Genomic DNA, 21,899 nt, shown 5'->3' with positions numbered 1-21,899 from the left:
CCGGCCACTCCGCCCCGGCGGAACACCGGTCCACCGCAGCAGCAGGCCCCCGTCGTCTAGTGGCCTAGGACGCCGCCCTCTCAAGGCGGTAACGGCGGTTCGAATCCGCTCGGGGGTACAAGGCTCCCACCCGTCAGGGTGGGAGCCTTTTCCATGTGCGCGGCCTTTCGGCTCGCGCCCCCTCGCGGCCCGTCCTGTGACCGCCTTCACGCCGCCGTCCCGTCACGTCCCCGCGCTCCCGGGGGTCGGGTGGTCGACAACGGCGGATCGAGCACAGGGAGGGCCACCATGGCGCACGACGGAGCACAGGGCCGGGTCGCGGCGGCGAAGGAGCTGCCGGAGGTGTACGCCGGCATCATCGCGGCGCGCGACCCGCTGAAGGAGGTCCTCGGCGCGACCCTGTTCACGCTGGTCGAGCTGCGCGCCTCCTATGTCAACGGGTGCGCGTTCTGCGTCGACCTGCACTCCCGCGACGCCCTGGGGCGCGGGGAGGACGCGCGGCGGCTGTTCGCCCTCGCCGCCTGGCGGGAGGCGCCCACGCTGTTCACCGAGGCGGAGCGGGCGGCGCTCGCGCTGGTGGACGAGGTCACCCGGATCGGCGAGCACGGGGTCTCCGACGCCGTCTACGCGGCGGTGACCGCGCACTACACCGACCGCGAGACCGCCGCGCTGATCGTGGCGACCGGCTGGATCAACCTGCTCAACCGGATCGGCGTGGCCACCCGGATGCACCCGCCCGCGCGCGTCTGACCGGGCGCCGGCGCGCGGGGCGGGGGACGGACCGCCCCGCGCGCCGCTCGTTCATCCGCCGCGCTCGCGCTCGCCGCGTTCGCCGGGGGCGGCGAACCGGGTCGCCGACACGTCCTCGCGGGCGAGCCGGTGCAGGGCGGTCATGGCCTGCTCCATGAGCGCGGACACCAGGACGGCGTACTCCAGCACCTCCTCGCGGGTGTCGCCAGGGCCGATGCGCGCCACGTCGTGCTCGGCGGCGGTGTGCGCGGCGGCCGCGTAGGCGCGCAGGGCGCCGTCGTCGACGGGGCGGCCCAGCTCGGCCATCGCGGCCACCGCGCGGGTCAGGCGGCGGCGGTCGGGGGCGTGGTCGGTGACCCGCCAGCCGAGGCCGGCGAGCAGGTCGTCGGTGCGCCGCCGGGCGGCGTCCCACCCGGGGTCGTCCTCGGGTGCGGGCGGGTCGTCGGCGACGGCGTAGTGCAGGGTGCCGAGCGCGCGGTGCAGGTCGGTGGCGGGATCGTCCACCACGCGCAGTACCGCGCGCACCCGGGACAGCGGGAGGTCGCCGACCTCGACCAACGCCCGCACCAGCCGGAGCCGGCGCAGGTGGGCGCCGGTGTACTCGGCGCGGGTGGCGGACGTGGCCTCGCCCTTGGGCAGCAGGCCCTCGCGCAGGTAGAACTTGATCGTCGCGACCGGCACCCCGCTGTGCCGGGCCAGCTCCGAGATCCGCATGGGCGCCCCCTTGTGCCGCTCGATTGGATAGTACTACTCTCCAAAATTAGAGAGTGGAACTATCCAATAGGAGTCCGCATGCGCGTCACCGTCCTCACCCCGGGCGGGACCGAGGTCCTGCACGCCGAACCCGCCGCCGACGGCCGCCTCCTGGCGCCGCTCGACGCGCCGCTCCTCGGCTGGACGCGGCGGCCGCACGGCTGGTGCCGCGGCGACGCCTGCGTCCCCGCCGCCGCGGTCGCCCACCTGGAGGCCGACGGACGGATCGACGTCGCCGGGTTCGCCGAGGCGCAGGGCGCGACCGCGGCCGCCGACCCCGGCGCCGGGCTCCTCGCGCTGCTGCCCGCGCCCGCGCGCGGCCCCGAGGGGGAGGCGCCCGACGCCGCCCTGCCCGGCATCGACGGCACGGTGCACCGGATCAGCGGCCTCCGGGGCCGCAAGGTCGCCCTCGTCATGTGGGCGTCCTGGTGCGGCTGCCGCTACGACCTGCCCGCCTGGGCGGAGCGCCACCGCGAGCTGGCCGAGTACGGGTTCACCGTCGTCACCGTCGCCCTGGACCGCTCCGTCGACGACGCCCGGCCGTGGATCGAGGAGGCGGCGGGCGACCACCCCGCGCTGGTCGACGTCGACGGGCAGGTCGCGGCGCTCTACGACGTCGTCAACGTCCCCACCGTGGTCTGGATCGACGAGGCCGGCCGCGTCGCCCGTCCCCAGGACAGCCAGACCGCCACCGACCTGTTCCGGTCGATGAACGGGCTCAGCGCCGACGCGTCGCTGCGCGCGCTGCGCCGCTGGGTGCGCGAGGACGACAGCGGGTTCACCCCGGACGCCGCCGCGGCCCGGTTCCGCGTCCCCTCCGCCGACCACCAGCGCGCCCGCTGCCACGCGCGCATCGCGGTCGAGCTGCACCGCCGCGGCGACGCGGCCGGGGCCGATCGGCACTACCGGCGGGCCGCCGCCCTCGCCCCGCACGACGTCACCCTGCGCCGGGGCCTCATGGGCCTGGTCGGCGAGGACCCGTTCGGCGACGCCTACTTCGCGCTGCGCGCGGAGCTGACCGAGGCGGGCATCCCCGTCTACCGCCCGCTCGACCCGGCCGACGCGTGACCGGGCGCGCGGCGCGGACCCTCCAGCCGCTGGTGTGGGCGGCGGTACCCGTCCTGCTCCTCCAGGGCCGCCGGGTCCGCGCCACCACACCACGCCTCCCCGACGCCACCACCCCCGAGGGCACCGCCCACCCACCGGGGGGCACCCACTCGCCGGACGGCGTCCGCCTGCCGGAGGGAGCCCACCGGCCGGACGACGCCTCCGGCGGCCCCCCGCTGCACCTGCTCGTCCTGGGCGACTCCACGGCCGCCGGGGTGGGGGTGGCGGTCCACGCCGACGGCATCGCCGGCCGGCTCGGTGCCGAGCTGGCCGCCCGCACCGGCCGCGCCGTGTGCTGGCGCGCGGTCGCCCGCAGCGGCGCCACCGCGCGCGAGGTGGCCGACCGGCTGCTGCCGGCCGCCCGCACCGGCCCGCGCCCCGATCTCGTGCTCGTCCTGGCCGGGGTCAACGACGTGCTCCGGATGACCCCGGTACGCGCCTTCGGGCGGGCCGCGGCGGCCATCGCCGCCGGAGCGCACGCCGCCTGGCGGGCCCCCGTCGTGTTCGGCGACGTCCCGCCGCTGCACCGGTTCCCGGCGCTGCCCTGGCCGACGCGCCCGCTGCTCGGGCTGCGCGCCCGCGCGCTCGACGCCGAACTGGCCCGCGCCGCCCGAGCGGCGCCCCGCGCCGCGCACGCGCCGCTGCCCATGCCCGCCGACCCCGCGCGGATGTTCGGCCCGGACGGCTTCCACCCCGGCCCCGAGGGCTACCGCATCTGGGCCGCCCACCTGGCCCCCACCGCCGCCCGGTTGACGGTCGGCGCGGACGGGGGGTGAGCGGGGGCGTCAGTCCGGTCCGCCGTCCGGAGCGCGGGCCGCCTCCACCTCGGCGACCAGGGCGCGGACCCGGTCGGCCACCGCGGCGGGCCGGGTGCGCGGCACCCAGTGCCCTCCGGGGACGCGGTGTGATCGGAAGTCCGGCACCCACGCCGCGGCGGCCGCCTGCGCGGCCTCGGTCATGAACACCTCGTCGGCGGGCACCAGCACCCGCACCGGCAGCCCGGTGCCGCGCGGGCGCGGGCGCCCCAGGTGATCGGCCACGTTGCGCCGGTACAGCTCCAGCCCGTTGACGTGGTCGCGCACGGACCGGCGCGGCGGCGGCCCGCCGGGGTCGCGCAGCCGCTCCAGCGCCGCGAGGGCGGGGCCGCCCACCCCGCTGAACCAGGCCAGCTCCGGTACCACCGGCAGCCGGAAGAACGCGATGTAGGCGGAGCGCCGCAGCTGCGCCAGGCCCTCCGCCCGGCCGCGGGGACCGGCGCCCAGCCGCTCCCGCAGCCAGAGCCCGACGTGGTCCAGGCACGGCCCGGAGACGGAGGTGAAGGAGGCGAACCGGTCGGCCAGGCGCGGCTCGGTGACCGCGTGCCAGGTCTGGATCGACCCCCAGTCGTGGCCGAGCAGGTGCGGGCGGCGGTCGGGGGCGGTCGCGGCGGCCACCCGGGCGAGGTCGTCGGCGAGCAGGTCCAGCGCGTAGCCGTCGCGGCCGGCCGGGGCCGTGGAGGCGCCCGCGCCGCGCACGTCGTAGGTCACCACGTGGTGGTCGGCCGCCAGCAGTCCGGCCACCCCGTCCCACACCGAGGCGTTGTCGGGGTAGCCGTGGACGCACAGGACCGTGGGGGCGGCGGGGTCGCCGCGCTCGTAGACGGCGAGGCGCACCCCGTCGGAGGCGGTGACGCGGCGGTCGGGGGCGGTCGGGGACACACCGGGGCCGGGCATGGGCGCCATCGTAGACAACGGCCCCCCGGCGGGCCAGGACGCGCCCGCCGCGCGGCGGGCGCGCCGCCCGGGGTGGAGCGGGCCGGGAACGGGGAACGATACGGGCATGCGCGCAACGCGAACGCGGCTCCGGGCCGGCGCCGTCCTCGCCGGGGCGGCGGTCCTGCTGGCCGGCTGCGGCGGCGCCGGCGGCGGGCCGTCCGGCGCCCCGGCCGAACCGGCGGACCTGCCGACCGACCGGGTCGTCCCGCCGGGCGAGCCCACCGACGTGGCCACCGGGCTCGACGTGCCCTGGGGGATCGCCTTCCTGCCCGACGGCGCGGCACTCGTCACCGAGCGCGACGCGGGGCGGGTGGTCCGGGTCGACCCGGACGGCACCACCACCGAGGCCGGCGAGATCGGCGGCGTGCGGCACGGGGGCGAGGGCGGGCTGCTGGGCATCGCGGTCGAACCCGGTGCCGCGGCCCCCGACGTGTTCGTCTACCACACCGCCGCCGACGGCAACCGGATCGTGCGGATGACCTACCATCCCGACACCGGGCTGGGCGACCCCGAGGTCGTGGTCGACGGCATCCCGAGCGCCACCCACCACAACGGCGGCCGGCTGGCCTTCGGCCCCGACGGCATGCTCTATGCCACCACGGGCGACGCGGGCGACGGCGACCGCTCCCAGGACACCGGCGACCTCGGCGGCAAGATCCTGCGTATGACCCTCGACGGCGAGCCGCCGCCCGACGCCCCGTTCGGCACCCTGGTGCACAGCTACGGCCACCGCAACGTGCAGGGCCTGGCCTGGGACGACGCGGGCACGCTCTTCGCCACCGAGTTCGGCCAGGACACCTACGACGAGGTCAACGTGATCGAGCCGGGCGGCAACTACGGGTGGCCCGAGGTCGAGGGGGTGGGCGGCCGCGAGGGGTTCACCGACCCGGTGGCCACCTGGGGCACCGGCGAGGCCTCGCCCAGCGGGGCCGCGGTCGCCTCGGGCTCGCTGTGGGTGGCGGCCCTGCGCGGGGAGCGCCTGTGGCGGGTCCCGCTGACGGGCGACCCCGACGACCCCGTCGCCGAACCCGAGGCCCTGTTCGCCGGCGACCACGGCCGGCTGCGCGCGGTGGCCGCCGCCCCCGACGCCGCCGAGCTGTGGCTGGCCACCGGCAACACCGACGGCCGCGGCGAACCCCGGCCGGGCGACGACCGCCTCCTGCGGGTCGCGGTCGGCGAGTGACGACGGCCCCGCCCGCCCCGCGCGGCTAGGGCTGCGCCTCGTGGTTGTGGAGGGCCTCGTTGATCTTCTCGGCGGCCGAGGTGACCGCCTGGGCGTGCAGGCGGCCCGGGGACCGGGTGAGGCGCTCTATGGGGCCCGATACCGACACCGCCGCGACCACCCGGCCGCCCGGGCCGTTGATCGGCGCCGACACCGACGCCACGCCCTGCTCGCGCTCGCCGACGCTCTGCGCCCAGCGCCGCCGCCGCACCTGGGTGAGGCTGGCCGCGGTGAAGTGCGCGCCGCGCAGCGAGCGGCGGATGCGGTCGGTGTCCTCCCAGGCCAGCAGGACCTGGGCGGCCGACCCGGCGTTCATGGGCAGCTCGCTGCCGACCGGCACGGTGTCGCGCAGCCCGCTGGTGCGCTCGGCGGCGGCCACGCACACGCGCACGTCGCCCTGGCGGCGGTAGAGCTGGGCGCTCTCGCCGGTCAGGTCGCGCAGCTGGACCAGGACGGGGGTGGCGACGGCCAGCAGCCGGTCCTCGCCGGTGGCGATGGAGAGTTCGCCCAGGCGCGGGCCGAGGACGAACCGGCCCTGGCTGTCGCGGGACACCATGCGGTGGCGCTCCAGCGCGACCGCCAGCCGGTGGGCGGTGGGCCGCGCCAGGCCCGTGATGCGGACCAGCTGGGCGAGGGAGGCCGGTCCGGACTCCAGGGCGTCGAGGACGGACATGGTCTTGTCCAGGACACCGACACCGCTGGATGAGCTAGAGTTGTCCATGGCTTGATATTGCCGTCTCGCTATTTGGAATGCAAATCAGCGGGGCGGACGCCCGACCATCGGGACCTCCGCGTCGCCCGCCGGGCCACGCGGTGGCGAGAGGCCCCCCGAGACACGTTCGAGACGCGAGGAGGCGTCGTCCATGGCACGCACGATGGCCGAGAAGGTCTGGGAGGAGCACGTCGTCCGGCGTGCCGACGGAGAACCCGACCTGCTCTACATCGACCTCCACCTGGTACACGAGGTCACCAGCCCCCAGGCCTTCGAGGGGCTCCGGCTGGCCGGCCGGGGCGTGCGCCGCCCCGACCTCACCGTCGCCACCGAGGACCACAATGTCCCCACCGAGAACATCCTCGGCCCGATCGCCGACAAGGTCTCGCGCACCCAGATCGAGACCCTGCGCAAGAACGCCGCCGAGTTCGGCGTCCGGCTCTTCCCCATGGGCGACATCGACCAGGGCATCGTGCACGTCGTCGGCCCCCAGCTCGGGCTCACCCAGCCGGGCATGACCATCGTCTGCGGCGACAGCCACACCAGCACCCACGGCGCCTTCGGCGCGCTGGCGTTCGGCATCGGCACCAGCCAGGTCGAGCACGTCCTCGCCACCCAGACCCTGCCGATGGCCCCGTTCAAGACCATGGCCGTCACGGTGAACGGCGCCCTGCGGCCGGGCGTCACCGCCAAGGACATCATCCTCGCCGTCATCGCGCAGATCGGCACCGGCGGCGGCCAGGGCTACGTCATCGAGTACCGGGGCGAGGCCATCCGCGCCCTGTCGATGGAAGCCCGCATGACCATCTGCAACATGTCGATCGAGGCGGGCGCCCGCGCCGGCATGATCGCCCCCGACGCCACCACCTTCGACTACATCAAGGGCCGCCCGCACGCCCCCGAGGGCGCCGAGTGGGACGCCGCGGTCGCCCACTGGGAGAGCCTGCGCACCGACGACGACGCCGTCTTCGACGCCGAGGTGGTGCTCGACGCCGACCGGCTGAGCCCGTTCGTCACCTGGGGCACCAACCCGGGGCAGGGCGCCCCGCTCGACGCCGCGGTGCCCGACCCGGCCGAATTCGCCGACGCCACCGAGCGCGCCGCCGCCGAGAAGGCCCTCGCCTACATGGACCTGCGGCCCGGCACCCCGCTGAGCGAGGTCCGCGTCGACACCGTCTTCCTCGGCTCGTGCACCAACGGGCGCATCGAGGACCTGCGCGCCGCCGCCGAGGTCATCCGCGGCCGCAAGGTCGCCGACGGCGTCCGCATGCTGGTCGTCCCCGGCTCCATGCGGGTCAAGGAGCAGGCCAACGCCGAAGGGCTGGGCGAGGTGTTCACCGCGGCGGGCGCCGAGTGGCGCGAGGCCGGCTGCTCGATGTGCCTCGGCATGAACCCCGACCAGCTCAAGCCGGGCGAGCGCAGCGCCTCCACCTCCAACCGCAACTTCGAGGGCCGCCAGGGCAAGGGCGGACGCACCCATCTGGTGTCGCCGCTGGTCGCCGCGGCGACCGCGGTCCGCGGCACCCTGTCCTCGCCCGCCGACCTCTAGACCGCCCGACACCACGAGGGAAACCGCCGACATGGAGAAGTTCACCGTCCACACCGGCCGCGCCGTCCCGCTGCGCGCCAGCAACGTGGACACCGACCAGATCATCCCCGCCGTCTACCTCAAGCGCGTCGCCCGCACCGGGTTCGAGGACGGCCTGTTCGCCGCCTGGCGGGCCAACGACCCCGACTTCGTGCTGAACAAGCCCGAGTACAGCGGGGGCTCCGTCCTGGTGGCCGGGCCCGACTTCGGCACCGGCTCCTCGCGCGAGCACGCCGTCTGGGCGCTCCAGGACTACGGGTTCAAGGCCGTCCTGGCCCCCAGGTTCGGCGACATCTTCCGCGGCAACTCGCTCAAGGGCGGACTCCTCACGGTGCTGCTGCCGCAGGAGGTCATCGAGCGGCTGTGGGCCCTGTCCGAGGCCGACCCCGCGACCGAGATCACGGTCGACCTGGTCGAGCGCGAGGTGCGCGCCCCCGGCGTGACCGAGCCGTTCGAACTGGACGACTACACACGGTGGCGGCTGATGGAGGGCCTGGACGACATCGCGCTCACGCTGCGCCGCACCGACGACATCGACGCCTACGAGCAGCGGCGCAAGTCGTGGCTTCCCGTCACCCGGTAAGGCCCGAGGATCCGGAATTTTACCTGGACTTGGCGCGGCGGCTCCGGGACGCTCACCGCCGCGCCGACGCACTCCCCGAAGGTGTCCGGATTCCGGTTATACGTAGGCTTTTGACGGTCACGGAAGCGGTCAAACGTGATCCCCTGCGCGCCTCGGAACGGCTCGACCGGATGCTCGACGAGCTTCCGCCGCAGGTCGGGGACCCCCCGACACGCTGAATTTCCAGGCGTTTGTGTTTGTGCAAGGCCCCTCGCGTCCCCTACTTTCGTGCGAGCAAGGGGGAACCGGAGGAACCACATGAACAAGCGTGACCTGATCGACGCCATCTCCGAACGACTCGGCGACAAGAAGACCGCCACCGAGGCGGTCAACGCGGTGTTGGACACCATCCAGAAGACCGTGGCCGACGGCGACAAGGTCGCCATCACCGGCTTCGGCGTGTTCGAGAAGTCCGAGCGCGCCGCTCGCACGGCCCGCAACCCCGCGACCGGGGCCAGCATCGACGTCCCCGCGAGCTTCGTTCCGAAGTTCCGCGCCGGCGCCGACTTCAAGGCCCTGGTCAACGGCGACAAGAAGTAGCAGCACGCGCCCACACTGGCGGCACCCGCGCCGCCCGGTTCCCCCCGAGAGGACCCGGGCGGCGCCGTGCGTCGCGGGGCCGCCCGGGCGCGGTCACAGACCCAGGCGCGCCAGCAGCTTCGCCGTGTGGGGGCCCACCCCCAGGGCGGCCGCCTCCCGCAGGTCGTCGGGGGTGTCCACGTCGCGGCGCACGCTCGGCACCCGGCCGCCCGCCAGCTCCACCGCGCCGCCGGCCCGGTGCCGCCGCCGCGACCCGCCCTCGAACGCCGGCGCGAACTCCGCGCCGGGCCCCGCCGCGTACAGGGTCGTGCCCACACCGGGGGCGTCCGGCAGGAACGACCGCGCGTGGCCCGCCGCCTCCGCCAGCACCAGGTCGAGCTCACCCGGCCGCAGCGCGGGCAGGTCGGCCGACAGCGCGCACACCCCCGCACCGGGGTGGCGGCGCACCGCCTCGGCCGCGCCGTGGCGCAGAGCGGGGTTCAGCCCGGTCCCCGGCTCACCGCCGACCACCCGCGCCCCGACGTCGCGCAGCGCCCGCGCCGGCCGCGGGTCGTCGGTCACCGCGAACACCGCGGCCACCCGCTGCGCGCACACCGCCGCCAGCACCGTGTCGGCGGCGATGGCCAGCGCCAGGTCCGCGCGGTGCGGCCCGGCGAACCGCGCCAACCGCGTCTTCGCCCCCGACAACCGCTTCACGGGCACCACCAGGACCCACCGCGCATCCGGCTCGATCGTCCTCACCCACCCTCGTCCGCCGCCCGCTCCGCGGGCCGCGCACCTGACAGCGCGCGGACGGCGGCGCGCATTCCGCCGCCACCGCCGCGCACCCAGGGTAGGCGCGCGGCGGCGGCCGGGCCCGGGCGCCGCCCCGAGCCCGCGACATGGGTGATCTGCGCGGCGGCCTAGACTGAACCGTCCGCACGGGCCGGGGTACCCGGGCGCGGACACGCCGGTGCGGGCCGCCGGCGGCCCAGGCCGCCCGGGTGGAAAACGGAGGAATGCGTGGCACAGCGCGAGAAGCGGTGGGTGAAGCTGGTCGTGGCCAGCATCGTCCGCCCGATCATGACGGCCGTCACCAAGGTCGACTGGCGCGGGCAGGAGAACATCCCGCGCGAGGGCGGGGTGATCCTCGCCGCCAACCACCTGTCGATGGCCGACCCCCTGACCATCGCCCACTACCTCTACGTCGCCGGGCACCGGTGGCCGACCTTCACCGCCAAGGAGGGCGTGTTCCGCATCCCCGTGGTGCGGGCGGTCGCCAACAGCACCGGGCAGATCCCCGTCAAGCGGGGGAGCACCGACGCCGTCAAGGCGCTCGACGAGGCCGAGAAGGCCCTCGTCCGCGACGGCGCGTCGGTCATCATCTACCCCGAGGGCACCTGCACCCGCGACCCCGGGCTGTGGCCCATGGCCGCCAAGACCGGTGTCGCCCGCCTCGCGCTCTCCACCGGGGTGCCGGTCGTCCCGCTCGCCCACTGGGGCGAGCAGAACCTGCTCCGCTACGGCACCAAGCGGCCGCGGCTGTTCCCGCGCAAGCGCATCCAGATGACCGCCGGGCCGCCCGTCGACCTGTCCGCCTACCGCGACCGCCCGCTGACGGCCACCGTCCTCAAGGACGCCACCGCCGACATCATGCGCGCCATCACCGCGCTCCAGGCCGAGATCCGCGGCGAGGAGCCGCCCGCGGTGCCGTTCGACCCGCGCCAGGCCCGCCAGGAGCGCCTGGCCACCGCCGACGACCCCGCCCCCGGCGCCACCCCGCCCGACCCCGCCACCGGCGACACCACCGCCCAGGGCGCCGCGGGCACCACGGGCGGACCGGACGCCGCCCCCGACACCGCCCCCGCCGACGGCGGCCCCGCCCGCCCCTGACCCCCACGAGGAGAGACGAGACCGCGATGACCAACGCCCCGCCCGCCCCCGAACGCCGCCGCGTCGCCGTCATGGGCAGCGGCTCCTGGGGCACCGCGTTCGCCAACGTGGTCGCCGACGCCGGAACCGCCGACGTCGTGCTGTGGGGCCGCCGCTCCGAGGTCGTCGACGCCGTCGCGCAGCGCCACGAGAACCCCGACTACTTCCCGGGCATCCCCCTCAACCCCGCCCTCGGTGCCACCGCCGACCCCGCCGAGGCGCTGGCCGGGGCCGGGTTCGTGGTGCTCGCGGTGCCCGCCCAGTCGCTGCGGGCCAACCTCGCCGCGTGGCGCCCGCACATCCCGGCCGACGCGGTGATCGTCAGCCTGATGAAGGGCATCGAGCTGCGCACCTGCCTGCGCATGAGCGAGGTCGTGACCGAGGTGCTGGAGGTGCCCGCCGAGCAGGTCGCGGTGGTCTCGGGGCCCAACCTGGCGCGCGAGATCGCCGAGCGCCAGCCGGCCACCGCCGTCGTGGCCTGCCCGCACGAGGCCACCGCCGTCCGGCTCCAGTACATCTGCAAGTCGGCCTACTTCCGGCCCTACACCGCCACCGACCTGGTCGGTGCCGAACTGGGCGGGGCCGTGAAGAACGTCATCGCCCTCGCCGTCGGCGTGGCGGTCGGCATGGGGTTCGGCGACAACGCCAAGGCGTCGCTGATCACCCGCGGGCTCGCCGAGACCGTGCGCCTGGCGGTGACCCTCGGCGCCGACGAGCACACCCTCGCCGGCCTGGCGGGCATGGGCGACCTCGTCGCCACGTGCAGCTCGCCGCTGTCGCGCAACCGCACGTTCGGCGAGCGCCTGGGCTCGGGCATGACCCTCGACCAGGTCATCGCCGAGACCCGGCAGACCGCCGAGGGGGTCAAGTCGTCGGAGTCCGTGCTGGCGCTGGCCCGCGCCAACGGGGTGGACATGCCGATCACCGAGGCCGTCGTCGCGATGATGCACCACGACCTCAGCCCGGCCGAGGCGCTGCACGCCTTCATGTCGCGCACCGCCAAACCGGAGCGCTACGGCGTGTGACCCGCGCGGGCGGCGGCGCCCCGCTGCGGCGGGGCGCCGGCCCGCCCGCCGGGGCGCGCCCGCGCGGCGGTACGCCGCACGACCGGCCCACGGGCCGACCACTTCACCGCGCGACCGCGGGGACCGCCGTCCCCGGCCCGGTCGCGCCGCATCCAGGGGGGACGCGGAGATGAGCCACGACACGAGCAGCGGCGGCATCCGCCACGGCGGCACGGGCCACGGCGGCGGGGGCGACGGCGCCCGAGCGGGGGAGAACACGCGGGCGGTGGGGCTGCCCACCGGGCCGGCGGTCGACGAGCGCCCGCTGCGCCTGCCGGTGTACCGCAGCACCACCTACGAGTTCGCCACCTCCCAGGAGTACGCCGACGTGCTCGACGGTGCGCGTCCCGGCTACTCCTACGCGCGCATCGACAACCCGACCACCGAGGCGTTCGCGTACGCCGTCGCCGCCCTGGAGGGCGCGGGCGTCGACGGGGAGGTGCGCGGCCAGGCGTTCGCCTCGGGCATGGCCGCCATCAGCACCACCCTGCTCGCGCTCACCGCCGCCGGCGCGCACGTCGTGGCGTCGCGCTCCATCTACGGCAACACCTACTCGCTGCTCGACGGGCTGCTGCGCCGCTTCGGCGTGGCCACCGACTTCGTCGACATCACCGACCTCGACGCGGTGCGCGCCGCCGTGCGCCCGGAGACCGCGGTGGTGTTCACCGAGACCCTCTCCAACCCGACCATGACGGTCTCCGACCTGCCCGCCCTCGCCGGCATCGCCCACGCGGCCGGGGCCGCGCTCGTGGTCGACTCCACGTTCGCCTCCCCGGCGGTGTGCCGGCCGCTGGAGCACGGCGCCGACCTCGTGCTGCACTCGGGCACCAAGTACCTCGGCGGGCACAGCGACGCCACCGGCGGCGTCGTCGTCGGACGGCCCGACACCATGGCGGCCATCCGCTCCGCCCGCGTCGACCTGGGGCCCTGCCTCGCCCCCGACGAGGCGTTCCTGCTGCACCGCGGGCTGGAGACGCTCCCGCTGCGGGTCGCGCGCCAGTGCGCCACGGCGGCCGAGTTCGCCGCCGCCGTGGCCGCCCACCCCGCCGTCGAGCGCGTCGACCACCCCGCTCTGCCCACCCACCCCGGGCACGGCCTCGCCGCGCGGCTGTTCGACGCCGGCCGGTACGGCGCCGTCGTGACGGTCACCCCGCACGGCGGGCGGGAGGCGGGCATGGCGTTCGCCGACGGGCTGCGCGTCGCCACCATCGCGGCCTCGCTGGGCGGTACGCACACCCTCGTCGGGCATGTCGGTTCAACGACACACCGCCAGATGAGCGACGATTCTCTCCAGGCGGCCGGGATCGGCCCGGGCGCCGTGCGGTTCTCCATCGGGGTGGAGGACCCCGCCGACCTCATCGCCGACGCCCTCGCGTCGCTGGACCGCTGCGCCGAGCAGTGGCGGCCCGCGGACCGCCCCGGCGCGGCGGAGGGCTGAGCGGGACGGACGTACCGGGCCGAAACGGTCGGTTCCGGGTAAGTGCAAAGGCAGATAGGGTCGGGCAGCATGGCCGAGCAGCGAAAGATCCGGGTCGCCGTCGTCTTCGGCGGGCGCAGTTCCGAGCATGAGATCTCCTGCGTCACCGCAGGCGGCGTCATCTCGGTCATCGATACCGACCGCTACGAGGTCGTGCCCATCGGCATCACCCGCGACGGCACCTGGGTGCTGGAGTCCGGCGACACCGACCGGCTCGCCATCGACCAGGGGAGGCTGCCCGTGGTCGACGCGTCCGGCACCGCGCTCGCCCTGCCCTTCGACTCCCGGGCCGACCTGCTCGTCCTCGAACCCGGCGCCGTTCCGCACCGCCTCGGCGAGGTCGACGTCATCCTGCCGCTGCTGCACGGCCCGTTCGGCGAGGACGGCACGATCCAGGGGCTGTTCGAGATGATGGGCGCCCGCTACGCCGGCGCCGGCGTCCTGGCCAGCGCCGCCGCGATGGACAAGGTCCTGATGAAGGCCCTGCTGCGCGGGTCCGGCATCCGCAGCGGGGAGTACGTCGCCGTGACCGACGGCCGGTGGCGGCGCGAGCGCAAGCGGGTCCTGGACGACATCGCCGAGCTCGGCGCCACCCTGTTCGTCAAGCCCGCCCGGGCCGGCAGCAGCGTCGGCATCAGCAAGGTCGCGGACGCCTCCGACACCGACGCCGTCGTCGCCGCCATCGAGGCCGCGCGCGAGCACGACCCCAAGGTCATCGTGGAGGCCGCCATCGCGGGCCGCGAGATCGAGTGCGGCGTCCTGGAGTCCCTCGACGGCGGCGCCCCCGACGTGTCCCTGCCCGCCGAGATCCACGTCGCCGAGGGCTTCGACTTCTACGACTTCGAGGCCAAGTACCTCTCCACCAGCAGCCTCACCATCCCGGCCGACCTGCCGGCCGACGCGATCGAGGACATCCGCCGCCTGGCCGCCCGGACCTTCGAGGCCGTGGGGTGCGAGGGGCTGGCCCGCGTCGACTTCTTCTACGGCGACGACGGCGAGGTCTACGTCAACGAGATCAACACCATGCCCGGGTTCACCCCGTCGTCCGCGTTCCCGCAGATGTGGGCGGCGACGGGCGTCGACTACCCCACCCTCGTCGACCGCATCCTCCGCACCGCCCTCACCCGCCCCCCCGGCCTCCGCTGACATCACCCCGCGCCGCCCGCCCCACCCGACGGCGCCGTCGGACCGGCTGGCAGCTTGAGTCAGGCCTTGTTCGTGCGCTGCTCCGCCACGAGGGCGCTCAGCCGGTCGACGGTCAGCCAGGGCGTGGACACGTGGACCATGCGGTGGCAGTTGGCGCACAGCAGCGCGAGGTCCTCCAGGCGCGTCTCGCTCTCCCCGATGTGGTGGAGGGGGACGATGTGGTGCACCTCGATGTACCCGTCTCCGCGGTCGCCATAGGCCTCGGCGAAGTCGAAACCGCACGCCTCACAGGCGATCGGTCTGCCCTGGGCGCGTGTCTGCCTGATCTTCCGCGTGCGGAGCCCGCGGCTGCGTTCGCGGGCGTAGTGGATGCGGGCGAGAAGAAGGCCTTCGAGGGCGCTGACCTCCTCCTCCGCCTCCTCCAAGGGGGGAAGCCCGGCCAGCTCCCCGGAGAGGACCCCTTCGCGGATGCGCTTGGCGGCGGCGTGCATCCGTTCGGGAGCCTCCACGAACGCCCGGTGGATGTCCCGGTCCAGGGCGCTGCCGTTGGTCTTCTTGTTCGTGTTGCCCTCGCGCCAGTTGCGGATGTTGGCCATCTTCAGACGGACGCTGGAAGGGCTGCGGAAGTTGGCGGGGCGCCTGTCCCGCGGGTGCAGGGGAAGGCGTCGCAGGATTCCGGACAGCTCGATCACCTCGGGTCGAGAGGTGTCCAGCGGTGTCCACCCGTGTCGCGCCAACAGGTCGCAGGCCAGGATCAGTTCGTCCCAGGCCCACGGGATGCCGGGGGTGGAGCGGACTTCGAAGCCGAGTGCGCCGAGCTTCCGGCCCACGGTGGCCGCCCCGCCGGAGAACTCCGAGGCGCGGAGGAGGCGCCCGGTGGCGTACTTGTGGGCGACGCCGCAGATCGCCGTGGAATCGTACGTTCTGCCGTTGTGAACGAGGTCGTGGGAGAGCGCGCGCTGGAAACCGTGGGTACGGAGGAAGGCGTCCTGGCCGAGAGCGTCGTACTCGGCGATCGCTTGGAGGACCGCGTCTCGAGTGATGTCCGTCAGGGGCATGGCGTCAGCCTAGGCGCGGCAGGCGACAGCCGAAGGGGTGGAGCTCGATCGGATGCGCCGCCGCGGCCTACGGTCCGCGAAGGTATGCGGTCGGGTCATCACGGCCTCGAACCGAGGTGACCGGCGGACCGGGCGGGCCCCGGAGACCCGGTCGCCGCGCCTCCGCCGACCGGGCAGGAGACGGTGGACACCCTGCAGCCGTCCTCGCGCGGGCGTCAGCGGACCTCGGTGCGGGTCACCGACATCCCCCGGGCGCGGTAGTTCGGCAGCGCGTGCGGATGGTCGCGGGTGCAGGTGTGCAGCCGGACCCGCCGCACCCGGACGGCGTCGCGCGGGCGTAGCGACCACGCGGCCCGCAGCGCGAGCGTGAGCGCGTGGCCGCCCAGACCCCGCCCGACGGCCTCCGGCACCAGGCCGAACTTGGTGATCTGCACCGCACCGCCCGGCTCCGGAAGCGCCTGCACCACGCCCACCTCGGCCCCGTCGAGGGTGAGCAGCCAGTGCCGCAGCCCCGGACGGGCGGTCCAGTCCGCCCACTGCGCGTCGGTCCACTCCGCCACGGCCCACCCGTACGGGGCGGCCACGCGCGTCAGCACCGCCCGGACCAGCGACGACGCCGCCTCGGCCGGTACCAGTTCCAGCCCCGGCACCTCGGCGGCGGGGCGGAGCCGCCCGGGGTCGGTCATCTCCAGGTAGGTGACGGTCGTCCGCTCGGTCATGGGCCCATCCCAGCAGGCGGCCGCCGGGCACGCCAGTACGGCGGCCGCGCCGCAGCGGGCCGAGATGACCCGAAACGCCGTTCTCAGTAGGGTCGGGCCTCGTGAGCACTCCCATCCGCGACGCCGCGTCGGGCGTCGGTATCCTCCTGCGCGGCTTCGGCATGGTCTTCCGCCGACCGAAACTCTTCCTCATGGGGGCCATCCCCCCGCTCTTCACCTCCCTGCTGTTCCTGGCCGCGTTCATCGCGCTGATCATGAACATCGAGTCCCTCACGGCCTGGCTGACCCCGTTCGCCGACGGGTGGTCGGAGGGGTGGCGCACCACCGTGCGCGCCGCAACGGGGGTGATCCTCGTCGCCGGGTCGGTCCTGATCATGGTGGTCGGCTTCACCGGCCTCACCCTGGCTCTGGGCTTCCCGCTGTACGACAAGATCGCCGAGGACGTCGAGGACGAACTCGGCGACGCGCCGCCTCAGGCGGAGGAGTCGATCGCGGGGTCCGTGGCCCGCGCGATCCGGCAGTCGCTGACGATCATCCTCATCACGGCGCTGGTCACCGTCCCGATGTTCTTCGCGGGGTTCATCCCGGTGGTCGGGCAGACGGTGGTGCCGGCGCTGTCCGCGGTCTTCGGCGGGTGGATGCTCACCATGGAGCTCGTCGGCACCGCCTTCGACCGCCGCGGCCTGCGCCGCCTCAAGGACCGCCGGTGGCACATGGGGCGGCACCGGATGCTGGTCCTCGGGTTCGCGGTCCCCAGCTACCTGCTGCTCGCCATCCCGTTCGTCGCGGTCCTCGTCTTCCCGGCGGCCACCGCGGGCGGCACCATCCTCGCCCGCCGCCTCATCCCCGCCGCGAGCGCGCCCCCCGGCCCCGGCCGCCTCCCGTATGGAGCCCCCCAGCCCGGCCCCACCCCGCCCTACCCGGGTGCCACCCCGCCCCCGCATGCCGGCGGCACCCCCCCGGGCGCGCCTCCCCAGTACGGACAGCGTCCCCCCTCCGGCGGCCCCGGCCCTCACGGCACCCACGGCCCGCACGGCGGCAACGGCCCCACACCCCCGCCCACCCACTGACCGCCCGCCCCGCTGCCCGGCGGGCGACCAACCCTGCTGCTTGGCGGGCCGACCCGTTCCGTGGGGCATGGCACGGACGTCCCGCTGGCCGACTCGGCGCTGCTTGGCGGGCCGTCCCGCCCTGTGAGGCGTGGCTGGGGCGCTTTACCGGCCGATCGCCCCGCTGGCCGGTGGGCCGACTAGCCCCATGGGCCCGTGGCTCGGACCTGGCCGACCGGCCCCGCTGTCCGGCGGGCCGACCTGTTCCGTGGGGCGTGGCCGGGACGTCCCGTCGGTCGATCAGCTCTGCTGCCTGGTTGACCGTCCCACCCTGTGGGTTCGTGGCCCGGCCGCCCTACTGGCACCGATCCACCCCGCTGCCCGGCGAGCCGACCCGCCCGATAGGGCGTGGCCGGGCCGTCCCACGGGCCGACCACTCGCCCCTCGGCGGGCTGGCCCGCCCGTGGGTCCGTGGCCCGGCCGCCCCAGCGGTCGACCGGTCCCGGTGCCCGTCCCGTCGACCCGTACGGTGCGCCGCCACCTGGAGCTGCGGCCGTCCTACGGCCGCCGTTCGGCGGGGCCGCGTCCACGCCACGCGCCTTTGTGTAACGGCGGGGGAGCGCCGGGGGGCTCGGCCGGGAGCGGCCGGGGGAGCCGGGGCCGCGGACCTCGGTCGTGACGGCTCCGATCGGTGCCGGCTCGAGCCGTCATCGGGCGGGGGTTCACGGGCGTTCACGGCCGATCACCGGCGGGGTGGGGCGTCCGGCGTCGCCCTCGCTGCCGCCGAGGGCGCTGGACGCCACGACGCCGTCCCGCCGCCCGCGATCGGCCACCAAGTCCACAGGGGATCGGCCGCCGCCCGCCGCCCTTCGCCGGCCACCCTTCGGCCGTCGGCCGGGTTATCCACAGCCGGGAAATCCGCGTTGCGCCCCCCGCCCGCCCCGCGCTTACCTGGACGTATGCCGGACCTGACGCACGTCCATGCCCTCGCCGCCACCCAGCACGGGGTCATCTCCCGCGCCCAGGCCCTCGACTGCGGGCTGACCCCTGCGCAGATCGACCGCATGGTCCGGCGCCACCACTGGCGGCGCGTCCGCACCGGTGTCTACTGCACCCGCGACGATCCCGCGCCACCGCTCGCCGCCCGCGTCATGGCCGCCCAACTGGCGCATGGGCCGCGCGCGGTCGCCGTCGGTCCCACCGCCGCGCGCCTGTGGCGGCTCCAAGGACTCCTCCGCGGCCCCGGCTTCGAGCACGTCCACCTCTCCGTCCCCACCCGCACCGGGGGCGGCGGATCCGGGCTCTGCCTGCACGGGTGGAACGTCGCCCCGGGCGAGACCACCCTGCACAAGGGCATCCGGCTCACCACGCCCGCCCGCACCCTCCGCGACACCGTCCTGCTCACCGACCGCGCCACCGCCGTCAGCGTCCTCGACTCCGCCCTCAACCAAGGGCTCGTCGACCCCGCCGACCTCCCGGCGCTGGCCGCCGCCAACGCGGGCCGCGTCGGCGCCCCCCGCAGCCGCCCCTGGTGGGGGCTCGCCGACCCTCGGGCCCAGAGCACCCTCGAAACCCGGCTCCGCCTGATCTGCCACGACGCCGGCCTGCCACCCCCCGCCCTGCAGTACCCGGTCCACGACTCCACCGGCGTCATCGTCGGCCGGGCCGACCTCGCCTGGCCCGACTGGGGCGTCGTCGTCGAGGCCGACGGCCACGCGTCCCACGGGCTGCCCGACGCCCTCTACACCGACCGCCGACGGCAGAACGCCATCGTCAGTGCCCCCGAACGCCTGGTCCTGCTCCGGTTCACCTGGAGCGACCTCCACCACCCGAAGGAGATCGCCGCCATGATCATCGACGCCCGCCGCGACCGCCCCGCCCCCGTGCCCGCCGCCCCGGTCCCGGCGTGATCCGCGTCCCCCCGGGCGCCCTCGGCCACCTCCACACAGTGCCCGACCCCCGACCCGCCGGCCCTCGCCCCGACCGCCTATCGCGCCGCGCTCGACCCCGCCGAACACCGTGACCTCGCCTACCAGGACCCCACCGCCCTCGGCGACCACCTCTTCCACCGGGGGGACTGATGGGGGCTGATCCGGCCGCCGGGGACCACGGCGTGCATGGCGGTCGGACGCCTGGGTAGCGGAGCAGCTTTGCATGCGAACACCGACATCGCGAGAGAATGGCAGGGGTTTCTGCGATGACCGACGTAGCCAGCCAGGGGCCGCGCGACGGCGACGACCGCGAGGTCCTCACCAACCGCCAGGGCCACCCGGTCTACGACAACCAGAACCAGCGCACCGTCGGCGCCCGCGGGCCGGCCACGCTGGAGAACTACCAGTTCCTGGAGAAGATCAGCCACTTCGACCGCGAGCGCATCCCCGAACGCGTCGTCCACGCCCGGGGTGCCACCGCGTTCGGCTACTTCGAGGCGTACGGCGCCTGGGGCGACGAACCCATCAGCCGCTACACCCGGGCCAAGCTCTTCCAGGAGCGCGGCAAGCGCACCGACATCGCCCTGCGCTTCTCCACGGTCATCGGCGGCCGCGACTCCTCCGAGTGCGCGCGCGACCCCCGGGGCTTCGCCATCAAGTTCTACACCGAGGACGGCAACTGGGACCTCGTCGGCAACAACCTCGCGGTGTTCTTCATCCGCGACGCCATCAAGTTCCCCGACGTCATCCACGCGCTCAAGCCCGACCCCGTCACCTTCCGGCAGGAGCCCAACCGCATCTTCGACTTCATGTCGCAGACGCCCGAGTGCATGCACATGCTGGTCAACCTGTTCAGCCCGCGCGGCATCCCGGCCGACTACCGGCACCAGCAGGGATTCGGCGTGAACACCTACAAGTGGGTCAACGCCGACGGCGACACCGTCCTGGTCAAGTACACCTGGATGCCCAAGCAGGGCGTCCGGTCCATGACCGAGGCCGACGCCGCCAACGTCCAGGCGCACGAGACCGGGCACGCCACCAAGGACCTGCACGAGGCCATCGACCGCGGCGACTACCCCGAGTGGGAGCTGCTGGTGCAGATGATGAGCGACGGCGACCACCCCGAACTCGACTTCGACCCGCTCGACGACACCAAGACCTGGCCCGAGCAGGACTTCCCGCCCAAGCCGGTGGGGCGGATCGTCCTCGACCGCAACGTCTCGGACAACTTCGCCGAGAACGAGCAGATCTCCTTCGGCACCGGGGTGCTCGTCGACGGCCTCGATTTCTCCGACGACAAGATGCTGGTCGGCCGCACCTTCTCCTACAGCGACACCCAGCGGTACCGGGTCGGCCCGAACTACCTCCAGCTGCCGGTCAACCAGGCCAAGAACGCGCAGGTCCGCACCAACCAGCGCGACGGCCTCATGGCCTACCACCAGGACGGCGGCGGCGAGAACCCGCACGTCAACTACGAGCCGTCCATCACCGGCGGCCTGCGCGAGGCCCAGTACCCGACACACGACGAGCAGGGTCCCGAGATCGTCGGCCGGGTCACCCGCAAGCGCATCCCCCGCACCAACGACTACCAGCAGGCCGGCCAGCGGTTCCGCCTGATGGAGCAGTGGGAGCGCGACGACCTCGTCCACAACTTCACCACGCTGCTGTCGCAGTGCGTCCGCGAGATCCAGGAGCGCATGGTGTGGCACTTCCTCCTGGTCGAGGACGAACTCGGGCTGCGCGTCGGCGAAGGACTGGGCATCAGCCCGGCCGACGTCTCGCATCTGGAGCCGCTGCAGAGCCAAGACCTCACCGACGAGGACCGCTCCCGGCTCGCCAACCTCGGCAAGAACGGTCCGCGCGACGTCACCGGGCTCACCATGACCCACTGCGTGCCCAACACCCGCCACGAGGTCACCCGCTGATCCGTCGCCCACCCACCCCCGACGTGCGCGAGAGCCGCCACCGCGCACCGGCCGGGCGCCCCCTCCCGGGGGCGCCCGGTCCGCCGTGAAGACCCCACCACCCCACCCACCGCCCGCACCCCACCAGACCACCCGCCCCCCACAACAGACCATCGGACCGCAGCGCACCACCCCGCCCACGCCGCGACGACTCACCGCCCCAGCGGTCCTCCCGACCCACCACGCGACGGATCGCCGGCGCTCCACCACCCGTCCCACGCCGTGACGGGTCACCGCTTGATCACGCCACCCGGCCGGCGTGATGAGTCACCGGCCCCGACGCATCAACGCGCCTACGGCGCAACGGATCACCAACGCCCGCGACCCGTCCCACGCCGTAACGGATGCCCGCCCTGGCGCGCCACCCGTCCCGCGACGCGACGTATCGCCTGCCTCAGCGCGCCATCCCACCCACGGGTGCGGCGGACGGGCCCGCAACGCGCCACCCATCCCACGACGCGACGAATCACCCGCCCGGCGCGCCACCCGCGGCACCGACCGGTCCGGAACCATGCTTGACTTCCCCTGGAAC

21 protein-coding genes and 1 tRNA gene are annotated in these 21,899 nt (G+C 74.9%); 16 read left to right on the top strand and 6 right to left on the bottom strand.

The annotated features are described in order from the left end of the window. The first annotated feature begins 45 nt into the window (after positions 1-45). Both NT8_RS10385 and NT8_RS10380 read left to right on the top strand, forming a co-directional pair. Positions 46-118 (top strand) — tRNA-Glu (locus NT8_RS10385). Between the two features lie 170 nt (positions 119-288). Beyond that, a complete protein-coding gene (locus tag NT8_RS10380; RefSeq protein WP_067966911.1) occupies positions 289-750 on the top strand; it encodes a carboxymuconolactone decarboxylase family protein in 462 nt (153 codons plus the stop codon). A 51-nt stretch (positions 751-801) separates the two neighbouring features. Here the strand turns inward: NT8_RS10380 and NT8_RS30400 are convergent, their stop codons facing one another. Continuing rightward, complete coding sequence (locus tag NT8_RS30400) at positions 802-1,464, bottom strand: MerR family transcriptional regulator (protein WP_067966908.1); 663 nt, start codon at positions 1,462-1,464, stop codon at positions 802-804. 78 nt (positions 1,465-1,542) lie between these two features. On the opposite strand from NT8_RS30400, the gene NT8_RS10370 reads away from it, so the two are divergent. Together NT8_RS10370 and NT8_RS10365 are read left to right on the top strand one after the other, a co-directional pair. After that, positions 1,543-2,571: a TlpA disulfide reductase family protein gene (locus NT8_RS10370; RefSeq protein ID WP_067966904.1), complete on the top strand. Its 1,029-nt coding sequence runs from the start codon at positions 1,543-1,545 to the stop codon at positions 2,569-2,571. Beyond that, positions 2,568-3,386 (top strand): SGNH/GDSL hydrolase family protein, encoded by an 819-nt coding sequence (locus NT8_RS10365; protein WP_084468812.1) that lies wholly within the window; start codon positions 2,568-2,570, stop codon positions 3,384-3,386. Before NT8_RS10370 ends, NT8_RS10365 begins: the two co-directional genes overlap by 4 nt. Before the next feature lie 9 nt (positions 3,387-3,395). Here NT8_RS10365 and NT8_RS10360 read toward each other — a convergent pair whose 3' ends face one another. After that, positions 3,396-4,322, bottom strand: coding sequence for an alpha/beta fold hydrolase (locus NT8_RS10360; RefSeq protein WP_067966900.1), 927 nt, complete (start codon positions 4,320-4,322; stop codon positions 3,396-3,398). Between the two features lie 106 nt (positions 4,323-4,428). Between NT8_RS10360 and NT8_RS10355 the strand changes: the two genes are divergently transcribed. After that, positions 4,429-5,547, top strand: coding sequence for a PQQ-dependent sugar dehydrogenase (locus NT8_RS10355; RefSeq protein ID WP_067966897.1), 1,119 nt, complete (start codon positions 4,429-4,431; stop codon positions 5,545-5,547). Between the two features lie 25 nt (positions 5,548-5,572). Here NT8_RS10355 and NT8_RS10350 read toward each other — a convergent pair whose 3' ends face one another. Then, the gene (locus NT8_RS10350) at positions 5,573-6,259 is read right to left on the bottom strand and encodes an IclR family transcriptional regulator (protein WP_067966894.1); all 687 of its coding nucleotides are present in this window, start codon (positions 6,257-6,259) and stop codon (positions 5,573-5,575) included. 190 nt (positions 6,260-6,449) lie between these two features. Between NT8_RS10350 and leuC the strand changes: the two genes are divergently transcribed. From leuC to NT8_RS10335, 4 genes are all read left to right on the top strand, one after another. Continuing rightward, complete coding sequence (gene leuC / locus NT8_RS10345; RefSeq protein WP_067966891.1) at positions 6,450-7,847, top strand: 3-isopropylmalate dehydratase large subunit; 1,398 nt, start codon at positions 6,450-6,452, stop codon at positions 7,845-7,847. Positions 7,848-7,878: 31 nt separating this feature from the next. Beyond that, positions 7,879-8,469, top strand: a complete 591-nt coding sequence (gene leuD, locus NT8_RS10340) for a 3-isopropylmalate dehydratase small subunit (RefSeq protein WP_067966889.1) — start codon at positions 7,879-7,881, stop codon at positions 8,467-8,469. Beyond that, positions 8,361-8,687, top strand: a complete 327-nt coding sequence (locus tag NT8_RS31575; protein WP_449406614.1) for an SCO5555 family protein — start codon at positions 8,361-8,363, stop codon at positions 8,685-8,687. The genes leuD and NT8_RS31575 overlap by 109 nt, the downstream gene beginning before the upstream one ends. Before the next feature lie 79 nt (positions 8,688-8,766). Continuing rightward, positions 8,767-9,048, top strand: coding sequence for an HU family DNA-binding protein (locus tag NT8_RS10335; RefSeq protein WP_067966885.1), 282 nt, complete (start codon positions 8,767-8,769; stop codon positions 9,046-9,048). 93 nt (positions 9,049-9,141) lie between these two features. Here the strand turns inward: NT8_RS10335 and cofC are convergent, their stop codons facing one another. Beyond that, the gene (gene cofC / locus NT8_RS10330) at positions 9,142-9,789 is read right to left on the bottom strand and encodes a 2-phospho-L-lactate guanylyltransferase (RefSeq protein ID WP_084468810.1); all 648 of its coding nucleotides are present in this window, start codon (positions 9,787-9,789) and stop codon (positions 9,142-9,144) included. A gap of 321 nt (positions 9,790-10,110) precedes the next feature. Here cofC and NT8_RS10325 point away from each other — a divergent pair, with 321 nt between their 5' ends. The 4 genes from NT8_RS10325 to NT8_RS10310 all read left to right on the top strand — a co-directional run bounded on the left by NT8_RS10325 (position 10,111) and on the right by NT8_RS10310 (position 14,646). Beyond that, entirely contained in the window at positions 10,111-10,920 is an 810-nt protein-coding gene (locus NT8_RS10325) for a lysophospholipid acyltransferase family protein (RefSeq protein ID WP_084468813.1), read from the top strand. A gap of 26 nt (positions 10,921-10,946) precedes the next feature. After that, entirely contained in the window at positions 10,947-11,984 is a 1,038-nt protein-coding gene (locus NT8_RS10320; RefSeq protein ID WP_067966881.1) for an NAD(P)H-dependent glycerol-3-phosphate dehydrogenase, read from the top strand. 169 nt (positions 11,985-12,153) lie between these two features. Beyond that, positions 12,154-13,461, top strand: coding sequence for a trans-sulfuration enzyme family protein (locus NT8_RS10315; RefSeq protein WP_084468809.1), 1,308 nt, complete (start codon positions 12,154-12,156; stop codon positions 13,459-13,461). A gap of 69 nt (positions 13,462-13,530) precedes the next feature. Then, complete coding sequence (locus NT8_RS10310; RefSeq protein ID WP_067966879.1) at positions 13,531-14,646, top strand: D-alanine--D-alanine ligase family protein; 1,116 nt, start codon at positions 13,531-13,533, stop codon at positions 14,644-14,646. 59 nt (positions 14,647-14,705) lie between these two features. Here NT8_RS10310 and NT8_RS10305 read toward each other — a convergent pair whose 3' ends face one another. Beyond that, positions 14,706-15,704: an HNH endonuclease gene (locus NT8_RS10305; protein WP_067966876.1), complete on the bottom strand. Its 999-nt coding sequence runs from the start codon at positions 15,702-15,704 to the stop codon at positions 14,706-14,708. A gap of 215 nt (positions 15,705-15,919) precedes the next feature. After that, the gene (locus NT8_RS10300) at positions 15,920-16,423 is read right to left on the bottom strand and encodes a GNAT family N-acetyltransferase (RefSeq protein WP_067966874.1); all 504 of its coding nucleotides are present in this window, start codon (positions 16,421-16,423) and stop codon (positions 15,920-15,922) included. A gap of 101 nt (positions 16,424-16,524) precedes the next feature. Here NT8_RS10300 and NT8_RS31240 point away from each other — a divergent pair, with 101 nt between their 5' ends. The 3 genes from NT8_RS31240 (at position 16,525) to NT8_RS10285 (ending at position 21,328) form a co-directional block, all read left to right on the top strand. Continuing rightward, positions 16,525-17,493: an EI24 domain-containing protein gene (locus NT8_RS31240; RefSeq protein ID WP_067966871.1), complete on the top strand. Its 969-nt coding sequence runs from the start codon at positions 16,525-16,527 to the stop codon at positions 17,491-17,493. A gap of 938 nt (positions 17,494-18,431) precedes the next feature. Next, a complete protein-coding gene (locus NT8_RS10290) occupies positions 18,432-19,382 on the top strand; it encodes a type IV toxin-antitoxin system AbiEi family antitoxin domain-containing protein (protein WP_067966868.1) in 951 nt (316 codons plus the stop codon). A gap of 287 nt (positions 19,383-19,669) precedes the next feature. After that, positions 19,670-21,328: a catalase gene (locus NT8_RS10285; protein WP_067966865.1), complete on the top strand. Its 1,659-nt coding sequence runs from the start codon at positions 19,670-19,672 to the stop codon at positions 21,326-21,328. Positions 21,329-21,899 lie beyond the last annotated feature (571 nt).

The organism is Nocardiopsis trehalosi NBRC 14201 (genome assembly GCF_001552555.1).
In the GTDB taxonomy this organism is placed as follows: Bacteria; Actinomycetota; Actinomycetes; order Streptosporangiales; family Streptosporangiaceae; genus Nocardiopsis_B; species Nocardiopsis_B trehalosi.
This window is presented reverse-complemented; position numbering and strand designations above follow the sequence as displayed.